We start from the raw sequence: 25547 nt of genomic DNA, 5'->3' as shown, positions 1-25547 counted from the left end.
CAAGCCTCCTGAATGCTAGCTACTTTCTAGGGTGTCTTTGGCGATGTTCCCTTCCAGCATCACAAGCTGGACGCGAGACGAGTCCTGAAGGATGCGGATGTCCGCCAGTGGGTCGCCGCGGACGACGATAAGGTCGGCCAGCTTGCCGGCCTCCAGGGCGCCGGTGTCGTTGAGTATGCCGAAGAGCTCAGCGTTGACGCGGGTGGAGGCCATGATGGCGCCCATGTTACCCATGACCGACGCCTTTAGCTCCAGCTCGGCGGCGTGGTTGCCTGCGTAGGCACCAAAGACGTCGGAGCCAGAGGCGATTTTTACTCCAGCGGCTATGGCGACCTCGATGCTTTGAGAACCTACGACTTTGACCTGCTTGATCTTCTCAACAGTGGCGGCGGGAGAGCCGAGCTTGGCGCCAGCCTTGGCGATGAGGTCGTAGATGACCAGCGTCGGCACCAGGAACATGCCGCGCTCCTTCATCATCGACGCCGACTCCTCATCGAGGAAGTTGCCATGCTCGATAGAGAGGACGCCAGCCTGGGCGCAGTTCATGATACCCTGGGGCACGTAGACGTGGGCCATGACGTACTTGCGGACGGCTTTGGCCTCGTAGACCGCCGCGGCCAGTTCGTCGATGGTGTACTGAGGGACATCCAGGGAGTCGGTGGGGGAAGCCGCGCCGCCACCGGCCATGACCTTGATCTGGTCGGCGCCCTGGCGGAGGTTCTCCCGGGCGGCGCGGCGCACAGCGTCGGGGCCGTCGGCGATGAAGGGCGGAGGGGCCAAGGGGTGGTCGTGTTGGGGCGGGCCGAGGTGGTGATGGGGCCGGGAGTCGCCGTGGCCGCCCGTCTGGGAGATGAAGCCGTTGCTGATGAACATGCGCGGGCCGCGAATGAGACCGCGGCGCACGGACTCTTTGAAGCTCCAGGCGCAGCCGCCCGCGTCGCGGATGGTGGTAAAGCCGGAGTCCAGGTAGTCGGCGATGTTACGGGCGACAGTGAAGGCGTAAGTCGAGCCCGGGTACTTGGCCTCCATGCTGCCGTGGTAGTCCACCAGGCCTACGTGGGCGTGAGCGTCCATGAGGCCGGGCATGAGGGTCTTGCCGGCCAGGTCTATTTTGCGGGCGTCGCGAGGTATGAATACCTGGCTGGCGGAGCCGAGTTTCTTGATGCGCCGGCCTTCTACCAGCAGGACGCCTTTATAGGGGTCGCGGCCGGCGCAGTCCAGGATACTGGCGTCGAGGAAGGCTGTGGTCGCGGGCATCTCCTCACCTCGGTGGATAGCGAGGTGAGTATAGCAGAAGGTTGCCGGTCAGGGCGGGAGCCACGGACGTGGCAGTTGTAATTATATAGGACTGTCTCCCGGGCTATTGGATTTGGCTAAAAAACTTTTTTTGGAGGAACGAATCAGGATTTCAGGCGTGAGTCAGGCACGGATTCGATTTCTGATTCGTTGCCTTCCAAGTTACCTCCATGGAAGAAAAGTTTATGAGTGAGGCGATCCGCGGCGAAAGGTATAGGGTATGCTAAGAGCGAAGCTTAAGTAAAGGGGCAGATGTCAGTGGGTAGAGAGGTGAAACGGGCCGTCCCGATATAATCGGGACGGCCCGGCCAAAGCGCTGTAAGAGTAAGATTAAGGTTACTTCATGACGGCCTTGGTGTACTCGTGATACCTGATGGGGCCCATGTGGACCATATTCACCTTGTATTCCGCTACTATGGCAGGATTGACGTAGCCGTCGTTGAAGACCCAGACCAAGGGCACGCTGATGGCGTTGGCGATCCACCAATCGCCGAAGCCGTGGGCAAGCCGAATTCTCTCCTGGGAGTCAGCGGAGGCGTCGCAGGCTTTCTTAAAGGTGGACACTTCATCGTACTCAATGTAGCCAACCCCTCCTTCATGCCACGAGAAGGATGGGGCAACGCAGATCGGGTCCAAGGAGGGGGCCGAGAAGAAGGTCCAGTTGTGACTGTCCACTTGCCTGGCCTTCACCGTGAGGCTGCCATCAAAGAAGGTGAGCTTAGTCCTGACACCGATGGCTTCCCAGTACTTTTTGATAGTTTCAACAATCTCCGCCTGCTCAAGGACGGCGGCGCTGGTAGGTGTGGCCCAAAGCTCGGTGTCAAAGCCATTGGGGTAGCCGGCCTCGGTCAAGAGCTGCTTGGCGCGGGCAGGATCATAGGGGTAAGGCCAGCCGCCCTCTTTGCCTGTCTTGCCGTTAAGACCGGGGACAGGCGCCCAGGAATCCTTGAAGTCGTTGCGCCAGGGCGGGAAGTAGTCCACAAGCGGAAAGCCTTCATTCTGAAAGAATACCTGATTTATTTCAGCGCGGTTTATCGCCAGATTAAGGGCCATACGAACCTTGGCGTTGCGCGTGGGAGAGTTGGGGTTGAAACCAGGGGTGGCGCCGGTGCGGCCGCCAGGAGGAGCTTTGGATAGATGCCGAGGGAGGAAAGGAACAACCAGGTACAGCGAGCCATATTTCACCTCCAAAGTTGTGGTGCAGTCTTCAGAAGACAGCAGCCCGCACAGGAATGAAATACCCGGAGGGTTTAGGAAGTGGTAAGGCTCCTAATAGCTGGCTGCTGCAATTCTCCTCATCGCTAAAAACTCAGGAACCGAGGGGCTACGTTAGTTATCTGTCGCCAAGACGCAGGAGGTCCTAATGAACGTAAAACGGCGAGAAACTGAGGAACTTCAGAGGGTAGTCTTCGTAGGAGGAAGAAGAAGTAATCTAGCCGCAAACTCTAAATCGAAGAATGACATATTCTGGTCAGCGGGTCAACCGCTCATTTTAGAGCGATAATTTTTGATAAGGTTGGTCTCAGGGAAGGATGGCTAACCCTCACCAGGAGCGGCTTTTGTGAACTCAACGGCGTTGCTATACTGCGGCCATCGACTGACGACGGGAGGGCTTATGGCATCGTCCATTATCAGGGGCAAGTATGTGGTCACGAAAGCGCTGAACGGGCAGTCCAGCGAGATTATCCAGGACGGGGCGGTATTCCAGCGTGACGGGGAGATTATCGAGGTAGGAAAGTTTGAGGAGGTGAGGAGGAAGCACCGGGCAGACAAAGTAGTGGGGAGCGAGAAACAGGTGGTGATTCCGGGGCTGGTGAACGCGCACCACCACGTGGGGCTGACGCCTTTCCAACTCGGCAACCTTGATCTGGCGCTGGAGCCGTGGATTGCGGTGCGAATGGCGAACCGTGACGTGGACCCGTACCTGGACACGCTGTACTGCGCTATCCAGATGGTCGAGTTTGGCATCACGACGGTGATGCACAACCACGCGACGCATCGGAAGATGCCAGGGATGAGCTTTCAGGAGGGCGGGGCGGCGGTGATCAAGGCTTACCAGGACGCGGGGATGCGGGTGGCCTTCTCCTTCTCGCATCGAGACCAGAACCAGATTGTCTATCAAGAAGACCAGGCGTTTTTGAAGACGCTGCCCAAGGAACTGGCGTCGAAGCTGGAGCAGCGGCTGAAGGTGTCGCACCTGCCGACGAAGGAGTACCTGGGGGTGGTGAACGACGTGTACCGCCAGTTTCAGGAAGACCCGAGGGTGCGAGTGTTTGTCAGCCCAGGGAACGTGCAGTGGTGCTCGGACTCGATGCTGGAGGGGATGAAGGAGTACGCGTCGAGGCGGCGGACGGGGCTGCACATACACTTACAGGAGTCGATATACCAGAAGATGTATGGCCTGCGGACGTGGGGCAAGACGCCGCTGGCACACCTGAACGACGTGGGGGTGCTGGGGCCGGAGGTGTCCTGCGCCCACGGGGTGTGGGTGACGGAGTCGGACATCGACACTATGGCGGCGACGGGGACCATGGTGTCGCACAACGCCAGCTCCAACCTGCGGCTGAAGAGCGGGGTGGCGCCGGTGAATCGCATGAACGCCAAGGGCGTGATGGTGGCCATAGGCATCGACGAGGCAGGGCTGAACGACGACAAGGACATGATGCAGGAGATGCGGCTGGTGTCGAAGATACATCGAGAGCCGGGGGTGTCCGCCGCGTGGCCGTCGAGCCACCAGGTGCTGCACATGGCGACGGTGAACGGGGCCAAGGCGACGTTCTTTGCGCCGCAGGTGGGGACGCTGGAGAAGGGGAAGCGGGCGGACATGGTGCTGGTGAACCTGGAGCATATCATGGAGCCTTACCTAGACCCGGACACGAATATTGTCGACGCGATTCTGTACCGGGCGAGGGGCGTGGACGTGGACACGTCGATAGTGGATGGGGAGGTGATTATGGAGGGCCGGAAGATGACGCGGGTGAAGAAGGAGGATGTGTGGAGGGAATTGAAGGCGCATATGGGGAGGCCGTTGGCGCCGCACGAGCAGGAGCGTCGGGAGGTATCGAAGCAGTTGCTGCCGCATGTGCAAAGGTTTTATGAGAAGTGGGAGTTGGGGAAGGGGAGGCCGCACTACTTCTACAACGAGGCTGGATAGGGGACGGGAACCTTCGGCGTCGGGTTGAGTACAGCAAAGTGCATCGTGCCTCTAGGGGTTTCACCCTCTCTTCTATTCTCCCCCATCAAGGGGTAGAAGGTGAAAAATTGGACGCTCATTACCTATGGGCAGCCGACCAAGGCGCGGCCACAACAGATTCTTCGACTGCGGGCGATGGGTACATAGGCCCTTCGCTCAGAATGACAAGCCCGGCTATTTCCAGACGGGGACGCCGGGGTCTTTGACGCGCATGTAGTAGAGGGAGGAGCGGGCGGTGAAGTAGAGGTCACGCCAGTCGGGGCCACCGAAGGCTAGGTTGGCGGGGACTTCGGGGAGCTTGATGACGCCGATGAGTTTGCCGTCAGGTCCATAGACCCAGCAGCCGCCGGCGCCTGTGCACCAGACGCGGCCTTTGGTGTCGACTTTCATGCCGTCGGGGACGCCGTCTTCGTGGGAGGACATGTCGGCGAAGACGCGGTTGTTCTTGAGGGCGCCGTCGGGGGCGACGTCGAAAACCCGGATGAGCTGGTTGGCGCAGTGGCCTTTGCCGCCGACGACTTTCTGGCAGGCGGGCCGCTTGCAGACGCCGCCTTTGGCCTTGTGGTCAACGCAGTACTGCTCCAGGCGGCTAATGGCGACGTACATCTTTTTTTCGTCAGAGGAGAGGGCGAGGCCGTTGGGGAACTCGCATTCTTTGGTGGCGACGGCGACTTTGCCGTCTGGCTTAATCATGTGAACGCCGGCGTAGTCGAGTTCGCGTTCAGACTGGGGGAGGCGGCCGGCGGGGTCGGTGAAGTAGACGGCGCCGCTGGAGTGGATGACGACGTCGTTGGGGCGGTTGAGGCGCTTGCCGTCGAGTCGATCAGCGATGACCTTCCATTGGCCGTCGGCTTCGCGGCGGGTGACGCGGCGGTTGCCGCCTTCGCAGATGACGAAGCGGCCTTGCTTATCGATGGTGGTGCCGTTGCCCTCGCCGGTGTTCTCTCGATAGACCTGGGTGCCGGTCTTGCGGGACCATCGAAGCTGGCGGGAGCGTCGGATGTCGACGAAGTAGAGGAAGCCGTCTTTGGCGTAGACGGGGCCTTCCGTGAAGGCGAAGCCGGTGGCGACCATTTCGCCTTCCAGGGTGTCCAGGATGGCGGCCATGTGGTGGTTGACGATGGACATGGGGTGACTCCTAATAGGACGGAGATTAAGAAGGGAGGGGAGAACCCCCTATCTTAATCTTCCCCCTCAAGGGGGGGAAGAGACCAGAGGGAAGGCCCCAGCCCTACGCAGCCACCATAGGATAGGGGGGAGGCAAAGGTGGGTCAAGGTGGGGAAGGGGGGTACCCTTGTACAGGACTACCCCTTCCCCAGCATATCTACCGCGAGGGCTATGGTGATCTTGGCGGCGCTGGCGAGGCTTTTGGCGCCGATGGACTCGTTGGTGCCGTGCATGCGCGCCAACATGGGGTCGTCGTCGGGGTGGGTGCCGTTGAAGCCGTAGGTGGTGGTGCCCAGGGGGCGGAGGAAGCGCGAGTCGGTGAAGCCGGTGGCGATGGAGGGTATCCAGTTCAGATCCTCGCGGCCTAGAGATTTGCGGGTGGCGTCCTTGATGCGGCGGGCGAAGTCGGTGTCGTAGGGGGAACTGTTGGGCACGGCCATGTAGTCGATTTCAAAGTCGACGCCCTGGACGCCTTGCAGCAGCTTTTCCAGCTCCTTCTTCACATAGGCGTCGTCCTGGTGAGGCAGGGTGCGGACGTCGCATATAAGCTGGCATTTCTCGGGCACGCTGTTGGACTTGATGCCGCCGGCGACGATGGTCGGCGTTACCGTCATTCTCGATAGCGCGCGCAGGGTAGAGCTAAGCTGCGGGTTCTTGGCTTTCACCTCTTCGACGATGCGGTCCACGTTCTCGGGCGTCGCCCTGTCCTCGATAGCCATGGAGGAGAGGTGCTTAAACACTACTACCGAGGTGTCGCGCTTGGGCTGGTAGCTCTGGATGCGCTGGACGACCTCGGCGAGGCGGTAGAAGGCGTTGTCGCCGGTCCAGGGGATGGAGGCGTGGGCGCTGCTGCCCTTAATCGTCAGCTTCACCTCCAGGCGTCCCTTCTCGCCGACACCCAGGAGGTACGTCGTCGCGCCGGCGATGTTAATGTGGGTGCCGCCGCCCTCGTTGACGGCCACGGGGGCCTTTATCTTGTCGGGGTGGTTCTCGGCGAGCCAGCCGAAGCCATAGCGTCCGCCGCTTTCCTCGTCGGCGCCGGAGGCCAGGACAATGTTGTCGCTGAGCTTCACGCCGCTGCGTTTGAGGACTCGGAGGGCCATGAGGTGGGAGGCCAGGAGACCTTTGCAGTCGTAGGTGCCGCGGCCGTAGATGCGGCCTGCATCCATCTCGCCGCCGAAGGGGTCGTAATTCCACTTGGACACGTCCTCGACAGGCACGACGTCCAGGTGGGACATAAGCAGGAGCTTGTTCTGGCCGGACGCGCCGGGAAGGCGGGCGATGAGGTTGCCTCGGCCCGGGGCGGACTCAATGATCTCGCTGTCGATGCCCTCGCGCTTAAGCCACTGGCGGGCGTAGTCGGCGACGGGGGTCTCGTTGCCGGTGGGCATGACGCCGGTGTTGACGGAGTGTATCCGCACCAGGCCTTTGTGCAGAGCCACCAGATCGTCGAAGCTCTTGTCGACCTGGGTTAGTAGGCTATCAACGTTCGCCATCGCCATTCCTCCTAGTGTTATCTGGTCTCGCCTTCGATAACGGTGGGGCCTTCGCTGCCGTCCTGTGGGTGTGGCCCGCGCGAGCGGCGGCCTCGCCACATGCCGAAGGAGACCCAGGGCGGGCGCTGGGCTATGGCGGAGGCCAGGGGGGCCATAATCAGCCACAGGGCAATGGTCACGACCATGGCCTTCTTGTAGCTAATGGTCTGCACACCCACGTCTGGAGCTATTATGCCCCAAAAGATCATGGTGAGCCAGGAACTGAAGAAAAAGCCCACCGCCGCCGAGGGGATTCTGAAAATGCCAAACATCTTGCTCCTTTATGTACGCCCGCTCTAAAACTCCAGCCGCAGCATTTCGCCCGCCATTACCATCCGCCATCGCCCTTCACGATACGCCACCGCGCGGCCTTCCCCCAGCACACGCCACGCTCCATCTTCGCCGACACATCCCGTCGCGCTATCTATTCCCAGGGCGGTGACGGTGGGAGACGTGACGTGTGCCAGCTCTTTGGCGACGCGTTTAGGTTCCGCGCGTTCGTGGTGGGGCAGCACGGCCACGCCCTTCACCAGGCCCAGGGCTTCGACGGGCCCGCCGGCGCGAGTCAGGCCCATCCATTCGGCCATGACCATAGCCCCGGCGCTGGAGCCGGCCAACACGCCTCCCTTCAACAGCCAACGCTTGAGGTCCTCCAACAGCCTGGAACCCTGAAGGACCGATAAAAGGTGGGACGGGTCGCCGCCGGTGAGGTATAGCAGGTCCGCCCCGGTTATGGCGGCGACTTTGGGGGCATCATTGGCGTCGGCCTTATTCAACACCATCAGCGCCTCGGCCTTCGCGCCCAGGCGGCGGAAGTGGGCGACGCCGTTTCGCGCCGCCTTACCCGGGTTCTCGAAGGCTGCCGCTGTAGGCACAATCAGGACCCGCGCCGTGGATGACCTGGCGCGCGACAGCAGGTATTTATCAATCGGATCACATTCCGTCGAGAACTCATCACCACCCACCAAGGCTAGGACGCCAGACATGAAATTCTCCTAGAATTCATGGATTTCATAATGAAGATACCGATAAATATCAGGCGGGGAAGATGCGCTGGAGGAGGTGGTCCTGGCGGTTTTGGGCGCGGGACCAGATGCGCTGAATGTCGGGGCGCTGGAGGTATTTGCCAAGGGACGGGTTGCTCTGGATGACCTCCGGGCCTTTAACCTCCCACAGAACGAGGTACTTGGGCGCCTGGAAGGGCAGCGAATCGACGCGACGGGCTAGGAGGCCGGCGGTGATGCCGAGGCCAGCTTTCACGGTGCGGGGCATGTGGACGGACTGCTGCCACTGCACGAACTCATTTTCGACGTCGGGAGGGAAGTCGGCGGCGACGGTGACGATGGTCTTGGACCGGACGTAGCCGACGGGGTCGTCGCGGCGGCCGGGAGGGCGGGGCCGGGGCTGGCCCATGCCGACGTCGAAGAGTTCTTGATAGACGGCGCGGGAGATGCCCTTGATGTGGCGGGTGATCTGGGGGCCGGTGGGTGTGGGAGGGTCGCCGGCTTTGTTTTTGCAGGCTAGAGTGGGGCAAGAGGGGTCACAGCGGCAGATGTATTTGTAGGCCTGGGTGTTGAAGATTTCCAGGTTGGGAATTTCGTAGAGGTGGAGGTAGGCGGGCAGGGTTAGGAGGGACTGGTATCGGACGGCGGCCCAGAAGCCGATTTCCAGGAGGTCCGGCATGTGCCGCTGGTCGCTCCACCGGGCAAAGCGGGCTTGTTCGCTGGCCTCTACGTCCACCCGGACCATATAGAGATAGGGCTTCTTGGGCATAAATTCCTCAAAAGTCAGCTTAGTATGGGTACTATGGCACAGAGAGAGGGTTGAGGCAAACCCCTGTCTGATAATATTAGGCTGACGGGGCGGCGGAGGCTGGGTTGAATGTATTTGGAGTGAAACGAATATGCGAGGCGTATCTCTAAACAGCATTTCTAGGCTGCGGCCAGAACAGATTCCCTTCGACCAGGCTCAGGACAGGCTTCGACTGCTTCCCGCCAGAGGCGGGCGGACTTCGCTCAGAATGACATGATCGCTTCTTTTTCACAGATTCAATCCTCAGTCAGTATTAGGCGCCTATAGACCCATGATGTGGTCGCCGACAGTAGTCGAAGGCAAGCCGCGTCTATTGGTCATCGACGCCTCGCGAAATGCGGCTGGCTGGGAGGCGGAGGCGGCTGGCCGCTTTGCGTCTACGATGCTGCGGCGTGGAATCGATGTTATGGGCGGCGTCCCGCTGCGTGTGGCATCGCCGGAGGAGTTGGAGGGCTATGGCCGACAGTTCGCGGAGGCTAACTGTTTAGTGCTGTTGACGCAAGGGCAGGCCGGCGGCGCAGCGGACTTGAAGGCTTATTGGGAGTGGCTGGCGGGGCACGTCTCGGGGCCGAAGCTGGTGACCGCGTGCTCCTGGGGGGACTATGACGCGTCGGTTAACGGCCTCATTTTGGGAAAGCAGCAGACCTTTGCGCCGCTGTCGGTGGCGCCCAGGGCTCCCGTCAGCCAGCGCGAGGGGTCGCTTTTTCTGCTCAAGTTCTTTATCGAGCTGGCGCTGCACACAGAAGGACAGATGACGGGGAAGATGGTGTGGTTCTCCTGGTCCAAGGCCAGGGCACTGCTGAAACGGCGTCGGCTGAACGATAATTTTGGCGTGCGGGCTTAGGCCGCCTTCCTCTGCGCCGGCGGCAGGTCTGACGCGACGGCGCGTGGCTGCGACATGCTCTCCGACACCGGCAGCCTGGCCGCGGCATTTAGGGCCACCACGCTGCCGGCCGCGGCGATGGCCCAGGTGACGCCTGTCCAGGCCGCTATGGCCCCTTGGGCCAGGGATCCGAAGCCAATGCCGCTGACCACAAAGGCGTATAACCCCATCATTCGCCCTCGCATGGACTCCGGGCTGGACGTCTGCAGGAGGGTGTGGGCCATAGTGTCATAGATGGTGCCTGCAACTCCCACCAGGAATATGGCGGCCAGGGAAAGGGGCAGGGACCGCGAGACGGCGAACAGCACCAGCAAAGCTCCGAAGCAGAAGGCCGATATGACGAACACGCGGCCTTTTCGCTTGATGTCGCCAAACCCTGAGATAACCAGAGCGCCGACCACTCCGCCGACGCCCCGCAGCGTCGATATTACACCTAATACGACCTCGCCGGCGTGCAGCACGTCCCTGGTCAGGACGGGGAACATGGCCTGGGCGGAAAAGCCCAATCCATCGGTTATCAGCACCGTCCACAAGATGTTGCGCACAGGCCGGTCCTTATAAGCGAACCGCACCGCCTCGCCCAGGTTGTTCAACACCGACCCCGTGGGCGCCGTCTGCCGCACCTTAGGCACTCGCATAACCAGGAAAGCGCCAGCCCCAATGATGCCGCCGATGAACAGGAAGAGTTCGCCGGTGCCCATAGTCGCCATGACCACGCCGGCGCCCAACGGGAACACTACCGAGGCGCTGTGGCTGGACATGAACTGCCCCGCCATAGCGTTCATCACTCCATCCCGTCCCACCACGTCGTACATGAGCGTGTTCCGGGACGCCAGCTGCAGGCCCATCATCAATCGAAGAACGGCCGATACCACCAGGATGTGCCACACGTGGACCATATCGGTGACAGTCAGGACCCCCAGGGTAGTTATAGCAAGGGCCGTAGTGAGCTGGACGGCGGTCAGCACTTTTCGCCGGTCAAACCTGTCGACCAGGACGCCGCCGAAGGGGCTGAAGACCATGTTGACGCCCGCGCCGATGGCTGGCGCCAGGCCCACCATGAGGGGCGAGTCGGTTAGCTCCAGGATGAGCCAGCCTTCGCCCATGTGGTACGGACTGAATCCGGCGGCGCCGGTAAAGCTGTTGATCCACAGCCACCGGTAGCCCGGGACGCGGAAGCCTAGCAGTAGTCGATTGAGAATCACGGCGGGCTAATCATAGCTGGCCTGGGGTCGCGTGGGAATAAGCCTGGTCGCGGGCCAGAACGGCTCCCTTAAACGGCCAAAGAACGGGAAAACACGTCTTCCGGCCCAGTTGCTTTTAGGCAAGTCGTTTTGCAGAATATGTCGATTTGCCTGGCGGCTTGCCTGGAAAGACACGGCGCTTTCAAAAGATACGGTTGCTGAGCCAATTCGCCACTACAAGGGGTAAGAAATGATCTGGGTTCGCAGGCTGATTGCGGTCTTGCTGGGCCTGATTTTCATCGCCTTCGCCATGTTATTCACCGTGGCCTCCCGGGCCAATGCCACGCTGTTGAACGAGGAGTTTTACGTCCAGCAACTGGACAAGGCGGACGTTTACAACTTCATATATGACAAGGCTCTGCCCGCGGCGCTGGCCGAGGCGGACACGAAATCCACAGACTTCCCAGTGAACATGAAGCTCATTGAGGGCGACGTGGTTGGGGTGATGAGGCAGACCTTTCCACCGGAGTGGGTCCAGGAGCAGGTGGAGGAGACGATTGAAGAGGCGATCCCTTATATGCTGGGCGACGAGGACAGCTTCAAGATCACTATACCGATTAAGGACCGGGTTGTTAACGCGGGGGACGCTTTAAAGAAGACGACCCGCGAGGGCAAGGTAGTGGATATCCTGATGGACGACGTCATTATCCCGCGAGTGACCGAATCTCTGGGAGATCTGGAGGATCTGCCCTTTGGGCTGACGTTAACGGAGGAAGATGTAGAAGCGGCGGTGCGCCGAATTGTCGATAGGAAGTGGCTGGAGGAGCAGGTGACGGCGACTATAGATTCAGCGGTGCCGTACCTTCTCTCAGAAAAGGAGAGTTTCACGGTGAGGCTGGACGTGCAGAGCAGGGCGGCGCCAGCGGGGGAGGCTATTACCGATATCTTAAAGAAGGGCGACCTTCCAGATTTTGTGTTCTCGGACGTAGTGGACCCGGAGATAGACCGCCAAATAGGCGCGGAACTGAGGCTTTCCTACGGCATCAGCGTGACCAATCAGGAGGTGAAGAGCGCTGTGCGCCAGGCGCTGCCGAAGGCGTGGGTGGACCAGCGGGTGGATGAGATGGTGGAGGCCACGGTGGCTTACCTAACCAGGCCGAACGAGAAGTTTATGGTGGCGGTGCCGCTGGCGGAGCGGAAAGCGGCCGCGGTGGAGATAGTAGGCGCTCTGTCGGAGACAAAGCTGCGCCAGAGGTACGACTCGCTGCCCGTTTGCACTATCGCACAGGTGAGCCAGCTGAACATCAACAGGATTGCGCAAGAGGGCCTGACCTGCCGCATTCCAGGGGTGTCGTCCAGCCAGCTTCAGCAGCAGGCAGGAGTCATCGTGAGGATAGAGGCGGAGCGGCAGATAAACCAGAAGCTGCCGGACCAGTGGACGTTTGGGGAGGCGGAGCTTGAAGCGCAGATAGGCGAGGAGAGATTCGCGGCTATATCTTACGTCAGGGGCGCTTTAGCCCAGGGCTTTGAATACACCAGCGACAACCTGCGGGAGGCCATGGCGCGGAACGACTTCAACGGCACAGACTTGCAGTGGGACTCGATGACGCCGTCAGCCAAACAGGACTTCATCAATCGCAGCAGTTCGGTGGAGCGCATCAGCGACGTGCGGGGCTGGGTCAGGGACGGGATTGTCCTTGACCACGAAAAGCTGCGAGAGCAGATTGGAGAGGACGACCCGGACAGCCTGAGAGGTTTCGACAATTTCCGAGATTCTATAGGCACGTTTAGGAGTGTATTGTGGATTGGCTGGCTGCTGATAATAGTCATGCTGGCGGCCATAGGGTTCATTGGGGGGCGGAGCATGGTAGGGAGGCTGGTGTGGCCCGCAGTGTTCCTGGCAATCGCCGGGGTGGCGCTGTTCGTTATGGCGGGGCCGGTCTATAACAGCGCGGTGGAGCCAAGGCTGGAGGAGCAATTAGCGGAGTCGTTGGAAGAGTCGGAGGGGTTTGAGGCGCTGATGACGGAGAAGTTTGGGCGGATGGGGATAACGGCGGCGGGGGACGCGATATCGAGTGTCAGAAATCGTGGGATTTTGTTCCTCGGCCTGGCGGCGGGGATGGTGGTGATGGGGGTGGCGCCTTTGAGGGCGATGGGCGTGGGGAAGTCCAAGGGCAAGGGTGAGGAGGGTGACGGGATGGGGAAGAAGAAAGGGAGGAAGAAGGGGAAGGGCTAGGGCACGCAGAGGACGTCGTCAACGATCTGTTGATACATGCCTTTGTATTCCCAATAGGCGGTGTGGGACTTGCCGCCGTCCACGCCCATCTCTAAGCGCCGGTTGTCCTCCCTGGCTACCTGATAGAAGTCCAGGGGGCCGCTGATAGGGTCTTCCGAGTCCCAGAAATTGATCCATCGCACTCCGGCGTCCAGGTAGGGCTTGATATGGCTGTGGATGAGATGCGGAGGCGTCCAGCCCGGCTTGAGGTTCTTGGCTTTGAAGCCGATGTACTGAGAGAGAATCTGGTGCTTGATATATCGATGCTCCTCGACTCGCACGCGGAAGAAGAAGGCGATTTTGTCCAGGGGCGAGCCGAAAGTGACCAGCCCCCTAACCTTGGCGGCAAGCTCAGGGTTGAGCCTGCCGGAGTTGAAGGCGTTGTTCACTCGATTAAGGGCGTCGTAGGCGACGACGCTGCCCAGGGAGTGGCCGACGACGATGATGCGCTGGTACTCAGGGGCCTTGGACTTGATTAAGGCTTCCAGGCTGTCGGTGGCGCCGTCCAGGATGCGCTTTCGCACCTCGAAGTGCTGGGACTTCATATCGACGGCGGTGTATATGGCGATGTCGCCGACGACGTCCACGATTATCGGCCTGACCAGTTTGGCGACGGCGGTGAGGGCCAGCTTTATGGGCGCGCCGATGATTGGCGAGGCCCAGGCCACAGGCCCAAGGGCGCCGATAAGGAGGTGGAAGATTTTGAGACCGCTGGCGGCGTACTTCAGATACCAGTACTTATCGAAGCGGCGGCGGCCCTTCAGAGGCGAGTAGCCGAAGGGCGTGTCCTCCTGGCCCTCATAGGCCTTCACTAATGCCAAGTTCTCGTCGTAATACTTGCGGGCGGCCTCGCCGGTGGTCACCAGCCAATCGAAGACCTGGGAGACATTTATCTGCCGCTGGGTAGCGTGGGCCCAGTAGTACTCGAAGCAGTCAACAGATGTGGCGTCATTGCCGTTATTGACCAGGGATATATAGTTTTGCGCCCAGCCGTCCTGGAGGAATAGCTTGTGGTGGGCGTCGATGGCGGTAGTGTCGAGGGACGACAGGAGCCCGCGCACGAATGCGTCCAGGGTGTCGAAGGGGTTTTGCTGGCCGATGCCGTGGATGACGAGGATGGCGGTCTTTTCTTTAGGCCAGTTCATGGAGGGCTGACCTTGTTCTCAAGCGGATCGCCCTCATCACCCTTTATCCCTCTTCTCCCGACTACGGGAGAAGAGGGAAAGAAATTAAAGACACCACAACCCCCTCTAGCTCCCCCTTCGCCTTCCAGGCCGAAGGGGGAGAACCTGATGGGACACCCAGCCCCATCCGACAAAATACCGCGAGGTTTTTCGTAAGCTAAGCTATTAATACGCATCACCGGTCTGCTGAAAGGGGAGGGAAAATTTCACACCATAATCTACCTGTCGCTCCTCCTTCGCCTTCAAAGATGAAGTAGGAACACCTGAGGAGAGACCCACTCCCCATAAGAGCATCGGCTGACAGGCTAACCATCCCAAATGGGAATGCCAAAGTCATTTTGTTCTGCAGAGACGACTAGCGCGCTCCGGTGGGGACGGCCTCAGACTTCTGGTTGGCGGTAGCCATGTATTCGCGGAGGTCCAGGACCTGGATGGTGTTGGTGGTGCCGGTGACGCCGGTGAGAAAGCCGTGGACTATTGTGACAACGTCGCTCTCCTTGACGGCGCCGGAGCGGAGGGCGGCCTGGATGACGCGTCGAAGCAGGGCCGTGGTGTCTTTTCCCGGCGGCATGACGCCGGCGGGATTCATACCCCAGGCGATGCACAGGCGGTTGAGGACGGCGTCGGAGTGGGAGAAGACGGTGATGTTGGCGTTGGGGCGGAACCTGGAGACCTCCCTGGCGGCGCGGCCGGTGCTGGTGAGGACTATGGGCTGGGCGTTAAGTTCGCTGACCAGGTCGGCGGCCGCGCGGGCAATGGCCTGGGTGCGGTCTCGCGAGGCCAGGTTTTTATAATAAGGATAAATACTTTCAGCCTCCTGGATGGTGCGGTCGGCGGTCTGGACGACCTCGACGGGGAACTGGCCTACGGCGGTCTCATCGGAGAGCATGATGGCGTCGCAGCCGTCCAGGACGGCGTTGGCGATGTCGGAGATTTCTGCGCGGGTAGGGTAAGGCGAGGTCATCATGGAGTGCATCATCTGGGTGGCGATGACGGAGATGCGGGTGGCCTCATTGGCCTTGCGTACAGCCTCCTTCTGAACGATGGGAACGCGGGACATGGGGATTTCGATGCCCAGGTCACCGCGGGCGATCATGATGGCATCCACCTCTTTTAAGATGGAATCCAGGTTCTGAATGGCCTTGGTGCGCTCCAGCTTGGCCATGACAGGAATAGAGCCGCCGTTGCTTTCGATCTGCTTGCGGACGTCGCGGACGTCCTGGGCGGTGCCGACAAAGGAGGCGGCGATCCAGTCCACCTTTTGCTCGACACCGAACTTAATGGCCATCTCGTCGGCGCGGGTGAGGACGGGCTGGTCGATGTCCACGCCCGGCAGGTTGACGCCTTTAAAGGAGGTCACGTGGCCGCCGTGGCGGACCTGGGCTTTGACGGCGCCGTCGACATTTTCCAGGACCTCCAGGCAGATGGTGCCGTCGGATATGAAGACCTGGTTGCCTTTTTGAAGGCTTTTCAGGGCGCCGGGCTGGGGAAAGGGCAGGATGTCCCTGCTGCTGGAGGCGGTCTCCGGCACTATGGTAAGGACATCGCCGACGTTGAGGTGGAAGGTGCCTTTGATGCGGCCCAGACGCATCTTTATGCCGCCCAGGTCCTGGAGGATAGCCAGGGGCCGCTGGTGGCGCTCGGAGATGCGGCGGAGGTTGGTTATGACCTCGCCGTGCTCCTCAAAGGTGCCGTGGGAGAAGTTGAGGCGGGCGCAGTCCAGGCCGGCCAAAAAGAGCGATTCCAGGGTTTCAGGCTTTCTGGAAGCGGGGCCGACGGTGGCGATAATTTTGGTCTTTCGCATGACTGGACTCCTGAAGCCGTACTATCTGTCCACTTTAGTCTCAGAGAAGGCGCAAGTAAAGGCCCATGTATCGCAAGTATCGGGAGTTCCAGCATCAGGTACTGCGGGTTTACGGCTGATATCGCGCGGAAACGTCATTATCTTATATGAGCATTGAAGTGTGTTAGGACAGCGTTTCGGCCCTGTTCATTTGAAGGGCGGCAATAGGCCAAAAATGCGTGCCTGCCATATGGAGACGGCCCCATTATCAATATGATAAGTCCAAAGGAGGACTCTTTAATGGCGCCTCAACAGCCTTTGTTGACACAGGAACAGAGGGAAGGGGTACTGCTGGCGCTGCTGAAACACCTGGAGGAGCGCAGCCCGTTCATGGACGCCTTTGTCGATAGGATTGTTGACCAGCACCCGGACGCCGTAACCATTGAGAGGCAGGAGGACAGCCTAGACCCCGTGGTCAAGGTGCGCATGTCCAAAATTGTGTCGCTGGCGATAGGGGAGTTTATTTTGGATGCGTTTGGGAAGAATTATGTGCTTTATGTTACGACGGATTCGATGGAGGACTGGTCTTAGGTGGTGAGTGGGTTTTTAATAGCCGTTCTCGTTCATAAGCGGGATACCATCCCCTTAATCCCCTTCCTGCTGACGCGTGATGCAAATTACATTCCTGGTCATAAGCGGGGCGCCCTCATCACCCTTTATCCCTCTTCTCCCGACTACGGGAGAAGAGGGAAAGAGAAATAAATTACCACAACCCCCTCCTTCGGCCAGGCTCAGGACGGCGTCTAGCTCCCCCTTCGCCTTTCAGGCCGAAGGGGGAGGACCAGATGAGACCCCCAATCCCCATTGGTGCAAAGGGCTGGTTGTATTCCTTAATCAAGCCCATGATAAGAAGGCCCGGCACTTCCTTTAATGTGCATCACACGTCTGCTGAAGGGGAAGAGAAAATAAGGATCACCTCATCACTCTCCAATTCCCTCTCCTTCCCGATTTACATCGGGACAGGCTCTTTGCAATAGGAGAAGAGGTAGAACCAGATGGGACACCCATACCCCGTCTGTCTAAGGTTCGCGTTTTTATCAGCCAAGTCTTAAATATGCCTCACGGGCCTGATAGAAGGAAAGATACGCCCCATCATCCTCTAGCCCTTCTTCTCCTTCGAAGGAGAAGAAGGGGAACCTCAGGGAAGAGACGCCCAGAACGACAAATCGTGCCTAGCGGCTACTCAACCACCACGTCTACGCTTTGGGACTGGCCGCTCCATTCCGGGCGGTAGTAGGAGTAGGCCTGAGAGGAGACGGCCTTGGCTTTGACGGGGTAGAGGGCCCGGGCCTGGAACTGGAAGGACAGCTTCTCGCCAGGGGTCATGTCTTCGATGTAGAGGATGACCTTTCGGCCCGCGACATCGAACCGCTTGACCTTGGCGCTGTTCTGGACGACGCGCTCCAGGCTTTCCCTGACGGCGTTGAAGCCGGTGGGGACGGAGACGTCCAGCACTACCATGCCGGCCTTCACGGGCTTGGGCGGATTAAAGGTGACGCTGGCGGAAATGGTTATGAGGTCGTTGACTTCCACCTTGTCGGCGCTGTACTTCATGTCGAGGTCGAAGACTTCATCGCCGGCGCCGGGTTGGGGCAGGACGTTGTAGCGGCGGACCACCTGGAGGACCGCCTGGCCCTTTCCTTCGACTCGAACATCCACACTTTGGCCTACAGGCACATCCACGACTTGCAGCACGTCGAAGTTGTCCTTGTTAATCGTGAGCTTCTTCTGGCCGAAGTCGCCGCTGAGGGTCACGGTCAGGTCAACGTCGGCCTGGGCGCCCGTGGAGTAGGTGGTAAGGGCCTGGAGGCCGATGACAGTGTCCTGGGTGGAGGTGTAGCCGCCATAGGCGTTGCGCTGGCCTACAAGCCATCGCGAGGCGCGGGAGGCGTTCAGAAGGTCGCCGTGGCTGATAAGGGCCAGGGTGGCGTAGGCGGTGGTCTCGATGGCGGCGCTATGATGGGGGTATAGGTCTATAGGCATGACGCCGGGCCGGCCGGGCTTGGGCTCAGGCAGGGGCCGGGGTTCGTCGCCCCAGTAGAGAGCGCCGTCGTCCTCTTTGGCTATCGACATCAGCTTCTGGTAGGCGTCGTTGGCGCGGGGGCTTTTGGCTAGCTCCAGGGCGTAGGCGGTGATGGCGAGACCGTAGGCGTCGTCCATGGCGTTCAACTGCTGCTCCAGGTATCGGACGGCCTTGCCGGAGGCCGACTCCTCGCCAGCCTCGCGGAGGGCGATGGCGACGAAGGCGGTGAGGGCATCCTTGCCATCGAGGCCGCCCAGGAGCTCCTGGTGGTGCACGAAGCCGACCTGCGGGAAGGAGCCGTCTGAAAGCTGCTGCTTGATGATCCAGTCCCTGGAGGAGTTCAGGACAGCGTCATCGATGAATATCAGGCCTTTGGCCTGGGCGAAGGTCTTGAGGACAAAGGCGGTGAGCCAGAGGCTGCCTTCCTTGTCGCTCTCGCCGAAGGCGGAGAAAGAGCCGTCGCCGCGGCGGTAGGTGAGCTGGCGCTGGTAGCCGGTGATCATGAGCTTTTCGGCCTTAGCCATGACCTCAGGCTTAAGCTGGTTGGTGGTCTTGAGGTACTGGAGGACAAAGGTGTTGGGGGCCATGAGGAGCATGTTCTGCTCGCCGCAGCCGAAGGGCATCTTTAGAAGCTGCTCCAGCCCCTCCATGGTCTGGGTGAGGTAGCTGCCGGTGACTGATATGTAAGCGCGGGCCGAGCCTTCGACGATGCCGCCGGGAACGTGGGTATCCAGCTGGCGCGCAGCGCCGGGGGAGAGGACAAGGTTTTCGACGGACTCCTGCTGCAGGCCTTCCGCCTCGACGAGGACTTCCTTCACGACGGCGTCGGCGGCCTCTTTGCTTCGGGCCGAGATTTTGACGGTGCGGGTCCCCAGGCCTACGGGCCGCACTTTAAATTCGACGCCGCCGACCTCTTGCGGGGCCACGGTCACGGTCTTGGTGGTGTTGTCCAGGATATCGAAGCCCTTGGCTTCTTCCAGGTTGACGACGATTTCCTGGGGCTTGTCCAGGTAGTTATAGAGAGAGATTTTCAACGGGACTTCCTCGCCTCGAATCAGGGAGAAGGGCAGGTCGGGCTGGAGGAACAGGGGCTGGAAGACGCGAAGCTGCGCCTCGCCGATGCCAAGGCCGTGTTCCTTGGACAGGGCGACGGCGCGGAGGGACCAGGTGGTGATGCTGTCCGGGGCTTTGACGGACAGGGTGGCCTTGCCGCTGCTGTTGGTGGTGACATCCGTCCAGAGCCAGGTCTCGGGGAAGAACTGGCGGACGAGGCCGACTTCCGCCAAGTCGGCCTCGGGGCCGGCGGCGGTTTTGGCGGCAGGGGGCGCGCTGGAGGCGGCGGAGTCCTGGGCGGCGGCCCTGGCTTCCAAAGCGACACCGCGGCCTCCAAAGAAGTTGTTTCCTTCGTATTCCTGGCTGGCGGGCACAGTCTTGTTGCTGAGCACCAGAAGTCCGGCTTCTTTGATGGTATCCTCTGCGCCGCGAGCCTTTACGCCGCCTTCATAGAAGTCGCGGATGTCATGGAGTTCTATTTGCGGGAGGAGGTAGAGGCGCTCCAGCTCGTCGAAGACCTGCTGAAGGTTCAGGCGGTTCTCGGCGAGGATGAAGACGGAGCGGTCCACGGCCACCAGGGCGACCTTGGCGCGCCCGTCGGTCTGAACGTTTATGTCAACCCCCTCGGAAGGCTTGACCTCTTCCTTTCCGAAGCTGGTCTGCACCTGCAAAGGATAGCCAGATTCGACGTTGAAGGGGAGATAGTCGGCGGCGACCTCGCTGTTGGGGAGGAGCTGGTAGACCAGGAGGCGGGCCGAGGGCGACATCTGGGGGGTGACGGTGAAGGCGATGTCGCTGGACTGGGAGAAGTCGGAGAAGACAACCTTGCCGCGGGCCACCACTTCGTAATAGTAGTTGACGGTCTCTTTGGTGGAGTGGACTTTGAAGCTGGCCTTATCGCCGACCTTCAGCGAGGCTTCGGATAGCTGCTCAAGGTGGATGAAGCTGCCGCTGGGGGAGTATTCGGCACGGAGGGCCAGGGGAGCGGAGGAGTCCTGTATGGAGTTGTCCCCGGCGTCCGCCTCGATGGTCACGGCGGCGGCGTTGGAGGGAGGCGTCACTTTAATAAGACCCTTGCCCCGGGTTGTCCTTACTTCTTGCTTCTCCTCTTTAATATTGTCGAGTTCCTTGTCCATCCAACGCAGCCTTAGACTCACGGTCTTGTCCAGAGGCTCGTTGCCCGGGGTCTCAGAGATTACCAGGAGGCCCATGGGAAGCTGAGGCTTGAAGACGCTGCTTTCGGGGATGACCTGGATTCTGACGGGCGAGGAGGCGATATCGATGAGGCGGGTGGTCTTCTCCTCGTAGCCGGTGGCGGGCTCGCGGACCGACACGTCCAAGGTCACCTGGCCCAGGCCGCCGGCGCCGGGGACGCCAGTGACGTAACCGACGGCTGGTATGGCAAAGTCGGCCTGACCGTCGATGGGCCTGGTCACGCGGGCATACTCCTCCCATGTGCCGACGTAACGCTTGGCGATGATTTCGACTTCACCCTTCACTGGCTTGCCGAAGGAGTACTCAGCCTGAATTTTGCCGGTGATGCGTTCGCTGACCAAGGCCCAATCTTTTGCCAGGTCAACTTTCACTTCATACTTGGGAAGGACGTACTCCTCGACACGCACGTCCACCTGGGTCTTGCTCTGGCCGGCCACGGCAGACACTTTCCAGACGCCGAGGTTGGGTTCGGTGGAGAGGGGCATTTCGAGGCTGGTCATGCCATAGTCGTCAGTGGCAACAACTTTTTTGAATACTTTGATGCCCTTGGCGTCCATGACCTCAACGGTCACCTGGCCCTGGACGGGTTTCAGGTCGGAGTTGAGGGTCAGCACGCGCATCATCACCGTCTGGCCGGGCTTATAGATAGGCTTGTCGGTCTCTAAGAAAACCAGGGTGCCTTCCTGGACGGATATGGCGGCGGTGTCTCTAAAGCCGGGGCCTCGCACCTGTATTTCATATTGGCCGGCGGCGCCCTGAGGCACGTTGAGGCTTAACACGCCTTTGCCTTTGATTTGAGACGAGGCGTCGGCGACTTTCTGACCGTCCTTCAACAGCGACACTTCGACATCACCGCGGGCCGGGGTCTCGCCATCGAAGAGGGCGACGGAGATGTCCTCCGTCTGGCCGGAGCGCAGCACGCGGGGAGCCATGGCGACATAGCCGTCTACCAGGGGTGAAAGGGCCACAACCGCACCTCCATTATCACCATTGCCGCCCAACCGTCCCGAGACAAACCATGAGGTGAGGCCGGCCACCAGCAGGACGAAGACTGTGGCGAAGGCGGTGGCGGTGCGAAGGACCTGGGGCTGAGACAAACGGCGATACCAGGGGATGGAGGCTCGGCGCCGTTCCTGCTCCAGCCTGGGGGCTAGACGCGCCCAGAGGCTACGGTCAGCCTCTGGGATGTCCTCACGCTCAGCGCGATAGAAGGCGCGGAGCTTCTTTTCCAGTTCTTCAAATTCGTTGTTGTTTCTGGCCATGGATTCCTCTATTAAAGTGAGGCTTGCACTGTTTCGGATTGGAGGACGGTGCGGAGCTGGGCGAGGGCGCGGTGAAGCCTGGACTTGACAGTGCCTTCCCGGCATCCCAGGACGCGGGCTACTTCAGGGATGGTAAGGTCGGCGAAATAACGGAGGACGGTAACCTGGCGCTGGGCCTCTGGCAGGGTCTCCAGGGCGCCGCGAATGCGCTGGCGCTCTTCGTCCGCCAGGACGAGCTCCTCGCTGTTGCTGTCGCCGGCCTTGCTTTCCACTTCCACCAGTTCCGCCTCCATAACTCGCTTCTTGCGCCGCTCGCTGATGACCTTATTGACCAGGATTCGGACCAGCCAGGCCTTCAAGTTGCCGCTGGCGCGAAGGGTGCCGATGCCGCGCCAGGCCAGGAGAAAGGTCTCCTGGAGCAGGTCATCGACCTGGGCGCGGTCTCGGGTCATAAGGTAGGCGGTGCCGCCCAGGACGCCGCTGTAACGCTCGACAATGAGGCGGAAAGCCTCTTGGTCGCCATTCTGACAGCGCCGGACAACCTCCGATTCATCCACTCAAAGGCTCCTATCCTTGGTCATGGGCCCTTTCACTTAATAGAACGCAAGAATTGGGCAAATCGTTCCATGGCAGCGAGCCAAAGCCAACATTTGGTGCCGAGACGTGTGTACTTTAAGGGAGGAGGGGGAGAGGGGCAATATAAAAGAGGGGTGTAATGAGGGTTGAAAGGGGGTGTTTAAACGCGAAGCAGGACTGAAGCAGGCAGGCGCATAGGGTCTGCTAAGGCTGACGCAGCAACTGGACTTCCTGCATGGGGAAGTCCTTGGCGTTGGCGGTGACCAGCGTAGCCCCTTCAGCCACGGCAGCGGCGGCAATCAGCGTATCAGCGAGGGTGAGGATAGTCCCTTGACGGGCGAACTGATAGCGAAAGTCTCCCGCTTGCTTAGCTGTCTCGCGCGTCACCTGGTAGTAGTCTAAACTTTCGATGAGCGCGTTGGCCCTGGCCTGTTCTTCCCTGCTCAAACCTGCATAGAGTTCGGCAAGGTTGATGCAGCATACCCCTAGTCGGTGGCCCTGGCCAGCCAGTTTGGTGAGGAGTGCCACCGCCGCCGGCTGGCCTCGCAGATGGTCTATGAGTATGGTGGTATCGAGGAGGTAGCTAGGCACGGGTTGGCTTCTCCGACCGGTATTCGTCGCGCCGTCGAGATTCTCTTACCCAGGCCGCCGCCTGTTTCGAGGCAGCCCACTGGGGATGGTCCTCAGCGGAGAGCATTCCAGCTGTTGCAGAAAGGGCCGCAAGCAATGCCTCCCTCCGCAGTTTTTCCCGTACCGCTTCCTCAACGAACCGGCTCCTCTTCCGCTTACCTACGGTCGCATCTACCTGCTTGACCAGGTCATCAGGAAGGATTAGGTGAGTGCGCATACTGCGACTTCCTTTAGCGTGTTACTCACACAGAGTATACACACACACAATGGGCCGACACAACGCCAGGGAGGCTTTAGAGAGGATAAACGCCATGACCAAGGCCCCTGAGCCTAGGAAGCAAGGACTCTGGCAAATTCTCGTCGATCAGGATGCTTAAGCAGCGGTTAACTGGTCAGACTGGGCTAATTCCGCTAAGGTTCCTTTTATGGCACTCTCGCTAAGACTTGGGTATTCCCGCACGATCTCGTCGATAGACATGCCAGTAGTCAGGAGTTCGAGAAGCTGAGCAACAGATACACGCGTGTCACGAATACGCGCCGCACCGCCCAGGTGGTCCTGATCGGAAACAATCCACTTCATGGTATGCCACATAGAACTTAGGGATCAAACTCTTATCCATGATAGAAGAACCTGATGACGCCACTTCTACAGTCTTAGGGCGTTATTCTGCAGACATGGGAGCGCGACTACTGAAGGGAGGAATGTCGGACTACGAATAGCGATGGCAGGGTAAATATTGGTGGAGCTGAGGGGACTTGAACCCCTTACCTCTTCAATGCCATTGAAGCGCTCTCCCAGCTGAGCTACAGCCCCACTCGAACTAATATACCAACAGCCTCAGTAACCCGCAATAGAGGACTAATCCAAATTAGGCATGGATTAGCTACGAGAATTATCTTGAGCTTCTTCTCTTGGTCTCTTTGAAAACCCACCTAGTCGCACTCGTAGTGAAGTCTTTCTCTCGCCAAGCGAAGGCCTTAGACACATCCATGTAGTAAAAGCCAGCGGGACGGACTTTGTATTTGGCGTCGTATTCATCGACGAGACGCCGCAGAAGGGGCGGGTCATCCAACAATCCGGCGGCGCCTTCCAGAATTACAACCTCATCACCGCTTTCCAGATGCACCATCATCGACGGGTTTTTGCCCAGATTGCGGCCTTTAACCGACCTGGGGTCGGTGCCGAAGTAGAACCGGTCTTCAAACCAGAGGCCCCATACAGGCGCGGCGTGGGGGCGGCCGTCGGGGCGGGTGGTGGCAACCCAGTAGTTGCGAGACGAAGCCATGCGCTCGGTGACGAAGCTCCAGGGCAGGATGCCTTCGGTGGCTTTGCGGTCGACGCCGTAGCCTTTGGTGAAGTGGGGTCGGTGCCCTTTGGGGGGATTGGGCTGTTTAGGCGGTTGTTTTCGTTGGCTCAAGGCTGCTCCAGCTTCCCAAGATTTTTGCTCGACGCCAGTCTCCTTATCTCCGTCCATACCGCCCTGCTTACTCGGCTGAGGGCGCCTTAGCATCCGTAGCAGCCATAGCCGCCATAACGCCCTCGAAGGCCTTTTGCTCCGGCCCCAGCAGGGGTTCCATCCCAATAAGCCGGCGCAGGGCCTTCAGATGTGCCTCCGTACGGCCACGGGCCATGGGGGAATGGCATCCAGCAATAACCTGAGGGCCTAGACGGCGGATTTGTTCAAGCACTGTCTCTATCTTGGCTGGGTCTGCCCAAGCCGACCAGGGGTGATTCCCGCGGTTAAAGATTTCAAAGCCCTGGTTATATTCGGCCTCAGGTATGTCGCTAATGTCTTCACCCAGGTTGGGAATGAACGCGCCAAAGGAATCTGCGCTGAATAATACGCGGGACTTGCTATCGAACAGCGCCGAGGTTGATGGCGAGTCGAAAAGCGGCGGGCGCAGGACCACGATCTTACGGTCGTCCACATCGAGCACCTGTCCGGGGTTCGCCATTTGAACACGCTCCGGCCGCATATGATACGCGGTCTCCAATCGGGCGTAGCCGATGAACTGCGTGACCAGTTTGGCGTTGGTAGCGGCGCTGAGGACCTCAATCAGATTTCCCGAATGGTCTACGTCATCATGGGTCAAGAAGAGCCATTTGACGTCTATGGGGTCTATCAGGGACCAAAGAGACTCCAGGAACTCTTCCCGTACTACGGGCATCCCAGTATCGATGACCACTGGCTCGCGGCTTTTGATGAGGTAAGAGTTCAGCACAATCAGCCCCAGGCCTGGAACGCGTAGGTAAGACGGCAGGACCCAGGTGTCCGGGGCAGCACGGTATGGTTTTAGTGCAGGCACGTTACTACTCCTAAATGTCTGTAACAAATAATGCTTAATGCTGCTAACAACCACTCCAACGACTGGCAAGGGAAGCTGATTGCGAGAAGCCGCCCGAATCTATAGAAA

Annotated in this window: 21 protein-coding genes and 1 tRNA gene; 4 read left to right on the top strand and 18 right to left on the bottom strand. The window is 59.9% G+C overall.

Annotation, left to right across the window (positions count from 1 at the left end):
- Nucleotides 1-15: 15 nt before the first annotated feature.
- Both FJ320_03345 and FJ320_03340 read right to left on the bottom strand, forming a co-directional pair.
- Nucleotides 16-1257: an amidohydrolase family protein gene (locus FJ320_03345; protein MBM3925011.1), complete on the bottom strand. Its 1242-nt coding sequence runs from the start codon at nucleotides 1255-1257 to the stop codon at nucleotides 16-18.
- A 375-nt stretch (nucleotides 1258-1632) separates the two neighbouring features.
- Nucleotides 1633-2481, bottom strand: coding sequence for a hypothetical protein (locus FJ320_03340; protein MBM3925010.1), 849 nt, complete (start codon nucleotides 2479-2481; stop codon nucleotides 1633-1635).
- A gap of 376 nt (nucleotides 2482-2857) precedes the next feature.
- Between FJ320_03340 and FJ320_03335 the strand changes: the two genes are divergently transcribed.
- Nucleotides 2858-4450, top strand: coding sequence for an amidohydrolase family protein (locus FJ320_03335; protein ID MBM3925009.1), 1593 nt, complete (start codon nucleotides 2858-2860; stop codon nucleotides 4448-4450).
- Nucleotides 4451-4663: 213 nt separating this feature from the next.
- On the opposite strand, the gene FJ320_03330 is transcribed toward FJ320_03335, so the two are convergent.
- From FJ320_03330 to FJ320_03310, 5 genes are all read right to left on the bottom strand, one after another.
- Nucleotides 4664-5617, bottom strand: coding sequence for an SMP-30/gluconolactonase/LRE family protein (locus FJ320_03330; GenBank protein MBM3925008.1), 954 nt, complete (start codon nucleotides 5615-5617; stop codon nucleotides 4664-4666).
- Nucleotides 5618-5794: 177 nt separating this feature from the next.
- A complete protein-coding gene (locus FJ320_03325) occupies nucleotides 5795-7159 on the bottom strand; it encodes a M20/M25/M40 family metallo-hydrolase (protein ID MBM3925007.1) in 1365 nt (454 codons plus the stop codon).
- A gap of 11 nt (nucleotides 7160-7170) precedes the next feature.
- Complete coding sequence (locus tag FJ320_03320; protein MBM3925006.1) at nucleotides 7171-7464, bottom strand: hypothetical protein; 294 nt, start codon at nucleotides 7462-7464, stop codon at nucleotides 7171-7173.
- A gap of 24 nt (nucleotides 7465-7488) precedes the next feature.
- Nucleotides 7489-8178: a hypothetical protein gene (locus FJ320_03315; GenBank protein MBM3925005.1), complete on the bottom strand. Its 690-nt coding sequence runs from the start codon at nucleotides 8176-8178 to the stop codon at nucleotides 7489-7491.
- Nucleotides 8179-8227: 49 nt separating this feature from the next.
- Nucleotides 8228-8965: a hypothetical protein gene (locus FJ320_03310; protein MBM3925004.1), complete on the bottom strand. Its 738-nt coding sequence runs from the start codon at nucleotides 8963-8965 to the stop codon at nucleotides 8228-8230.
- Between the two features lie 310 nt (nucleotides 8966-9275).
- Here FJ320_03310 and FJ320_03305 point away from each other — a divergent pair, with 310 nt between their 5' ends.
- A complete protein-coding gene (locus tag FJ320_03305; GenBank protein MBM3925003.1) occupies nucleotides 9276-9848 on the top strand; it encodes a hypothetical protein in 573 nt (190 codons plus the stop codon).
- Here FJ320_03305 and FJ320_03300 read toward each other — a convergent pair.
- Nucleotides 9845-11092 carry an MFS transporter gene (locus FJ320_03300; GenBank protein MBM3925002.1) on the bottom strand — a complete coding sequence of 416 codons (1248 nt, stop codon included), beginning with the start codon at nucleotides 11090-11092 and terminating at the stop codon, nucleotides 9845-9847. The genes FJ320_03305 and FJ320_03300 overlap by 4 nt on opposite strands.
- Nucleotides 11093-11321: 229 nt before the next feature.
- Here FJ320_03300 and FJ320_03295 point away from each other — a divergent pair, with 229 nt between their 5' ends.
- Nucleotides 11322-13307 (top strand): hypothetical protein, encoded by a 1986-nt coding sequence (locus FJ320_03295; GenBank protein ID MBM3925001.1) that lies wholly within the window; start codon nucleotides 11322-11324, stop codon nucleotides 13305-13307.
- Here the strand turns inward: FJ320_03295 and FJ320_03290 are convergent.
- Nucleotides 13304-14491, bottom strand: coding sequence for a lipase family protein (locus tag FJ320_03290; protein ID MBM3925000.1), 1188 nt, complete (start codon nucleotides 14489-14491; stop codon nucleotides 13304-13306). The two genes, FJ320_03295 and FJ320_03290, sit on opposite strands and share 4 nt — an antisense overlap.
- A 394-nt stretch (nucleotides 14492-14885) precedes the next feature.
- Nucleotides 14886-16334 carry a pyruvate kinase gene (pyk, locus tag FJ320_03285; protein ID MBM3924999.1) on the bottom strand — a complete coding sequence of 483 codons (1449 nt, stop codon included), beginning with the start codon at nucleotides 16332-16334 and terminating at the stop codon, nucleotides 14886-14888.
- A 279-nt stretch (nucleotides 16335-16613) separates the two neighbouring features.
- Here pyk and FJ320_03280 point away from each other — a divergent pair, with 279 nt between their 5' ends.
- Nucleotides 16614-16904 carry a hypothetical protein gene (locus tag FJ320_03280; protein ID MBM3924998.1) on the top strand — a complete coding sequence of 97 codons (291 nt, stop codon included), beginning with the start codon at nucleotides 16614-16616 and terminating at the stop codon, nucleotides 16902-16904.
- A 648-nt stretch (nucleotides 16905-17552) separates the two neighbouring features.
- On the opposite strand, the gene FJ320_03275 is transcribed toward FJ320_03280, so the two are convergent.
- From FJ320_03275 to FJ320_03240, 8 genes are all read right to left on the bottom strand, one after another.
- Entirely contained in the window at nucleotides 17553-22031 is a 4479-nt protein-coding gene (locus tag FJ320_03275; protein ID MBM3924997.1) for an alpha-2-macroglobulin, read from the bottom strand.
- Nucleotides 21938-22483, bottom strand: a complete 546-nt coding sequence (locus FJ320_03270) for a sigma-70 family RNA polymerase sigma factor (protein MBM3924996.1) — start codon at nucleotides 22481-22483, stop codon at nucleotides 21938-21940. Before FJ320_03270 ends, FJ320_03275 begins: the two co-directional genes overlap by 94 nt.
- 223 nt (nucleotides 22484-22706) lie before the next feature.
- Nucleotides 22707-23093 carry a type II toxin-antitoxin system VapC family toxin gene (locus tag FJ320_03265; GenBank protein MBM3924995.1) on the bottom strand — a complete coding sequence of 129 codons (387 nt, stop codon included), beginning with the start codon at nucleotides 23091-23093 and terminating at the stop codon, nucleotides 22707-22709.
- Nucleotides 23086-23349 carry a hypothetical protein gene (locus FJ320_03260; protein MBM3924994.1) on the bottom strand — a complete coding sequence of 88 codons (264 nt, stop codon included), beginning with the start codon at nucleotides 23347-23349 and terminating at the stop codon, nucleotides 23086-23088. Before FJ320_03260 ends, FJ320_03265 begins: the two co-directional genes overlap by 8 nt.
- 156 nt (nucleotides 23350-23505) lie before the next feature.
- On the bottom strand, nucleotides 23506-23712 hold the full coding sequence (locus FJ320_03255; GenBank protein MBM3924993.1) for a DUF433 domain-containing protein: 207 nt from the start codon (nucleotides 23710-23712) through the stop codon (nucleotides 23506-23508).
- A gap of 158 nt (nucleotides 23713-23870) precedes the next feature.
- Nucleotides 23871-23946 (bottom strand) — tRNA-Ala (locus FJ320_03250).
- A 79-nt stretch (nucleotides 23947-24025) separates the two neighbouring features.
- Nucleotides 24026-24643: a pyridoxamine 5'-phosphate oxidase gene (locus tag FJ320_03245; GenBank protein ID MBM3924992.1), complete on the bottom strand. Its 618-nt coding sequence runs from the start codon at nucleotides 24641-24643 to the stop codon at nucleotides 24026-24028.
- Nucleotides 24618-25538: an MBL fold metallo-hydrolase gene (locus tag FJ320_03240; protein MBM3924991.1), complete on the bottom strand. Its 921-nt coding sequence runs from the start codon at nucleotides 25536-25538 to the stop codon at nucleotides 24618-24620. Before FJ320_03240 ends, FJ320_03245 begins: the two co-directional genes overlap by 26 nt.
- Nucleotides 25539-25547: the final 9 nt, after the last annotated feature.

It is taken from the genome of SAR202 cluster bacterium, from assembly GCA_016872285.1.
Lineage (GTDB): Bacteria > Chloroflexota > Dehalococcoidia > Lucifugimonadales.
This window is presented reverse-complemented; position numbering and strand designations above follow the sequence as displayed.

Bases quoted from the DNA above. Each gene is read 5' to 3' on its own strand.
- FJ320_03275 (MBM3924997.1), bottom strand. From the start codon at position 22,031: ATGCCGGGAAGGCACTGTCAAGTCCAGGCTTCACCGCGCCCTCGCCCA.
- pyk (MBM3924999.1), bottom strand. From the start codon at position 16,334: ATGCGAAAGACCAAAATTATCGCCACCGTCGGCCCCGCTTCCAGAAAG.
- FJ320_03330 (MBM3925008.1), bottom strand. From the start codon at position 5,617: ATGTCCATCGTCAACCACCACATGGCCGCCATCCTGGACACCCTGGAA.
- FJ320_03305 (MBM3925003.1), top strand. From the start codon at position 9,276: ATGATGTGGTCGCCGACAGTAGTCGAAGGCAAGCCGCGTCTATTGGTC.
- FJ320_03320 (MBM3925006.1), bottom strand. From the start codon at position 7,464: ATGTTTGGCATTTTCAGAATCCCCTCGGCGGCGGTGGGCTTTTTCTTC.
- FJ320_03280 (MBM3924998.1), top strand. From the start codon at position 16,614: ATGGCGCCTCAACAGCCTTTGTTGACACAGGAACAGAGGGAAGGGGTA.
- FJ320_03315 (MBM3925005.1), bottom strand. From the start codon at position 8,178: ATGTCTGGCGTCCTAGCCTTGGTGGGTGGTGATGAGTTCTCGACGGAA.
- FJ320_03260 (MBM3924994.1), bottom strand. From the start codon at position 23,349: ATGCGCACTCACCTAATCCTTCCTGATGACCTGGTCAAGCAGGTAGAT.
- FJ320_03245 (MBM3924992.1), bottom strand. From the start codon at position 24,643: ATGCTAAGGCGCCCTCAGCCGAGTAAGCAGGGCGGTATGGACGGAGAT.
- FJ320_03345 (MBM3925011.1), bottom strand. From the start codon at position 1,257: ATGCCCGCGACCACAGCCTTCCTCGACGCCAGTATCCTGGACTGCGCC.
- FJ320_03290 (MBM3925000.1), bottom strand. From the start codon at position 14,491: ATGAACTGGCCTAAAGAAAAGACCGCCATCCTCGTCATCCACGGCATC.
- FJ320_03295 (MBM3925001.1), top strand. From the start codon at position 11,322: ATGATCTGGGTTCGCAGGCTGATTGCGGTCTTGCTGGGCCTGATTTTC.
- FJ320_03310 (MBM3925004.1), bottom strand. From the start codon at position 8,965: ATGCCCAAGAAGCCCTATCTCTATATGGTCCGGGTGGACGTAGAGGCC.
- FJ320_03255 (MBM3924993.1), bottom strand. From the start codon at position 23,712: ATGAAGTGGATTGTTTCCGATCAGGACCACCTGGGCGGTGCGGCGCGT.
- FJ320_03325 (MBM3925007.1), bottom strand. From the start codon at position 7,159: ATGGCGATGGCGAACGTTGATAGCCTACTAACCCAGGTCGACAAGAGC.